Source organism: Duganella fentianensis (genome assembly GCF_009857835.1).
Taxonomy (GTDB): Bacteria; Pseudomonadota; Gammaproteobacteria; order Burkholderiales; family Burkholderiaceae_D; genus Rugamonas; species Rugamonas fentianensis.
On the sequence record NZ_WWCL01000015.1, the window covers coordinates 1 to 3,735 of the forward strand.

Here is a 3,735-nt window from a genome sequence, read left to right on the forward strand (position 1 = left end):
AGTACCAGCGTACGGCCCACAGAATGATGTCACGCTGAAAATGCCGGCCTTTGAATGGGTTCATGTGCAGCTCCATCAGCAAAAGGGGATGATAAGTTTATCACCACCGACTATTTGCAACAGTGCCAACCAGTAGCTGCGCCCAAGGCTACGGCTGATTATCTTCGCTATTTCTGTGCCGCAGACACTACGAACAAGGAACAGCTGAAGGCGAACGAGCCAAAGCGCCTTACGCTCTATAAGCTGACGGCCAGCCTGCTCCGAGCCTACGCGGCAATTGCCAATGAAATGGAGGAAGCAGGCTATACGCGTGAGGAAAGCAAAGCCATTGCAGCCGAAGTCGACTACTTCGAAAAAGTGCGCACCGAGGTGAAGCTGGCCAGTGGCGATTACATCGACCTCAAGATGTATGAGCCCGCAATGCGTCACCTCATTGACACCTACATAGGCGCCCATGAAAGCGAGAAACTATCGGCCTTCGATGATTTGAGCCTGATTCAGCTCATCGTCGAACGAGGCCCTGACGCCATAAAAGCCCTACCCGTTGGCCTATCGAAAGATAAGGGGGCTACCGCCGAGGCCATCGAAAATAATCTACGCAAGGTAATCATTGATGAGCGCCCTATCAACCCAAAGTACTACGACGAGATGTCGGACCTACTGGATAGCCTCATCAAGGAACGCCACGACAAGGCACTCGAGTACGAAGAGTACTTGAAGAAGATTGTAGAATTGACCAAGATAGTCGTTCAACCGCAAGCCGGTGGCACCTATCCGTCAAGCATGAACGCGGGCGGTCTTCGAGCTCTGTACGATAACCTTGGTAAGAACGCAGAGATGGCATCTAATGTAGATAAAGCGGTCCGTAACGCTAAGAAAGACGACTGGCGAGGCAATCGTCGTAAAGGCATGGAGGTCTTCAATGCAATCATGGATGTGCTTCACAATGAAGATTTGGCCGAGCAAGTTTTCGAACTGGTCAAAAACCAAGCGGAGTATTGATGCATACCGCGAAGATTGCCGGAATTTGGGTGGAGATTGACCGGAAGAACATCAAGAATCTCCACCTATCCGTACACCCACCACATGGCCGAGTACGCATAGCCGTTCCAAGTCACGTAACAGACGATGCCGTTCGTCTCGCGGTCATCACTAAACTAGGATGGGTTAAACGTCAGCAAGCGCGCTTTACAGAGCAAGCGCGGCAGGACGTAAGAAAGTACGTCTCAGGGGAAACCCATTACTTTTGGGGCCAAAAGTACCGTCTACAAGTTATACCAGCAGGGCGATACTCATTAGAGTTTCGTGGCAAAGGCCGTCTAACTTTCCATGTACGTGATGGTAGTGATACGCACCACCGAGAAGATTTCTTTTATGCCCAGTGTCGGGATATGCTGAGGTGCGTGCTTAACCCGATGGTGGAAACATGGTCTCAGGCGATTGGCGTGCGGGCCAACGATTGGCAGGTCAGACGTATGAAGACCAAGTGGGGCTCATGTACACCACATACTGGCCGCATAATGTTCAACCTTGAATTGGTTAAAAAATCACACCGGTGTATTGAGTACATCGTAGTTCACGAACTTATCCATCTCATTGAGCGCAATCATGGAGACCGTTTTGTCACCCTTATGGACAAATATCTACCAAACTGGAGAGCCTGTCGCATTGAGCTGAACGAAGCTCCCTTAGCATCGGAAAACTGGGATTACTGAGCGTTAGGATTGCCATGTCACCTAATATGAAAATGCCTTAAGGTGACATACGGGCACGCCTCGCTTCCTAGGTCAGGCATAAGCCCTATTGCGGCAATAGGTAACCGGGCTGCGAGAATGCAACCCGGTCTTAAGAGTAATAATTTAAATAATTTATACCATTTTCGCTATCCGACCGACCAAGGTCAGAAGTCACCATTCTCGCCGCCAAGCGGGAATGGTGGCGCACTACAGCGGGCCGCCAAGCCCATCCCAAATAGGATACATACACACATTGCCACCGCTGGCAGTTTTCAAGCGCTAAACACCCGAGCTTAAGGAACGCCGCGCCAACATTCAAGTCCAGCTTCCCAATTAGACATACTACATAGTCTATAACTACTAGACGGACTCATTACATCCGGAAACACCGTTTAATTAGGATTCTTTTTTACGGGTGAAGGACAGTTCTGGCGTGCGAAGGGCAAGTTAAAACTGTGTGATGGTCAAGTAGATTCAGTACGAAGGTCTAGTAAATTCCGTCCGATGGTCAAGTTAGAAATCGATGGATAGGTACAAGGACACCATTCCATAGGCCACGTGTTCGCCATGCCAACGAAGGTGCATCAATCTCTATTTCATGCCCAGTCCCAGCCCTCCAAAAAATATATCTCCTAGCATCGCTGGGAACTTTCGTAACTTTCTCAATTGGATGGCATCTGAAGCCCTATCCACACCTCTTTCCCAAGCTATACAACACGGTCTCCATCAATGCTTGAAATATGAATAACACAACTGCGCCAGCAACCGTTCTACGCAGGCATGCAACAAAATATCGTAAGTTGGCTGAAGATACCGCCAAAGCAGCCTTGCACGCCCCTCTTAGCGAACAAGACACAATATTGCGAGCGGCCGAACGACTAGCCAAAAACGCGGATAGCCTGGAGCGTAGGGCGCTGGCAAATGCTGCCCAGCCAACGCCGTCTGTTGTCACTCTATCAGTGGATGCAACTGGTGCGGAGGTCAAGAAGGCGCGCAAACGACAGGCCATACAGCAAGGCACCGAAACCTACCTGCCGGCATGGAGTGACGTGGCGATGGGATTACCAACTCACTTCCTAAGAAGCGCGCTGTTTTCGACTCGCGAACATGTTCAAACGTGTGTTCCAACTACTGGGGATGAAGAGCATTCATCAATGGTCGTGAACAAGAAAATTAATTCCTTTGACAATCTCAATTTGACTCTCACTGGCTACGAGCTGAGCCAATTCGACCGCAAGGTATACGCGACGTGTCTTGACTACTATCGAGACAGTCCTCTAGCCCCGAAAGGGTCTGAGAGTTACATTAAAACAACATTTTATCAATTCATCAAAAGAATGGGGCAGAGTTACGGGTTGAATACTCATAGGGCGATTCGGGCAAGCCTTCTACGCTTAAGCTTAGCTCAGTTGCGATTGCGTTATAACGACTGGAACCTAGAAGTTCCTAAACTACTCACCGTGAGCTTTAAAGATGGCGCAATCAACGGGAAATATAATGCCAGCGATATCTTAACGCTGCAGATATCCGAAAGTATTGCTAAGTTATTCGGGCCAGGACAGTGGACGGCAGTCGATAAAGACGCTGTCATTTACGATGGACTAAAAGGCTGGTTAGCTAGCTTTTACGCCGGGCACTCACAAGCAGCCTGGTTGCCAGTTGACACATTGCGTCAGATTTCCGGCTATTCATCCGATAGGAGCAACTTCAAGAAGAGCCTCATTGCAGCACTAGAAAAGCTTAAAGAGGAATGTACTCCCAATTGCAGCCGGGTGAGTGAGTACCACTTCAAAGACGATGGGACCGCTGTGATGGTCGTGCGGTCAGCATGGAAAAAGTAGCCCACCAAGTTGATGCTGTACGCTGTGCTTGAGAAGCGGTTCCGGTTTTTCGGACAGTAGGATAAGTGGATGCCTTGCTTCACAATAGCGGCCGCAAGGCCGGATTTTAGGAGCAAAGGCATGACGAAAAGAACAAGACGGAACCACTCAGCGGCGTT

3 protein-coding genes are annotated in these 3,735 nt (G+C 49.5%); all 3 read left to right on the forward strand.

Annotation, left to right across the window (positions count from 1 at the left end):
* The first annotated feature begins 54 nt into the window (after positions 1-54).
* The 3 genes from GTP23_RS22325 to trfA all read left to right on the forward strand — a co-directional run bounded on the left by GTP23_RS22325 (position 55) and on the right by trfA (position 3,577).
* Positions 55-1,002, forward strand: coding sequence for a restriction endonuclease subunit R (locus GTP23_RS22325; protein ID WP_161037145.1), 948 nt, complete (start codon positions 55-57; stop codon positions 1,000-1,002).
* Entirely contained in the window at positions 1,002-1,715 is a 714-nt protein-coding gene (locus tag GTP23_RS22330; RefSeq protein ID WP_161037146.1) for a M48 family metallopeptidase, read from the forward strand. Before GTP23_RS22325 ends, GTP23_RS22330 begins: the two co-directional genes overlap by 1 nt.
* Positions 1,716-2,476: 761 nt before the next feature.
* The gene (trfA, locus tag GTP23_RS22335; protein ID WP_161037147.1) at positions 2,477-3,577 is read left to right on the forward strand and encodes a plasmid replication initiator TrfA; all 1,101 of its coding nucleotides are present in this window, start codon (positions 2,477-2,479) and stop codon (positions 3,575-3,577) included.
* Positions 3,578-3,735 lie beyond the last annotated feature (158 nt).

Bases quoted from the DNA above. Each gene is read 5' to 3' on its own strand.
- GTP23_RS22325 (WP_161037145.1), top strand. From the start codon at position 55: ATGGGTTCATGTGCAGCTCCATCAGCAAAAGGGGATGATAAGTTTATC.
- GTP23_RS22330 (WP_161037146.1), top strand. From the start codon at position 1,002: ATGCATACCGCGAAGATTGCCGGAATTTGGGTGGAGATTGACCGGAAG.
- trfA (WP_161037147.1), top strand. From the start codon at position 2,477: ATGAATAACACAACTGCGCCAGCAACCGTTCTACGCAGGCATGCAACA.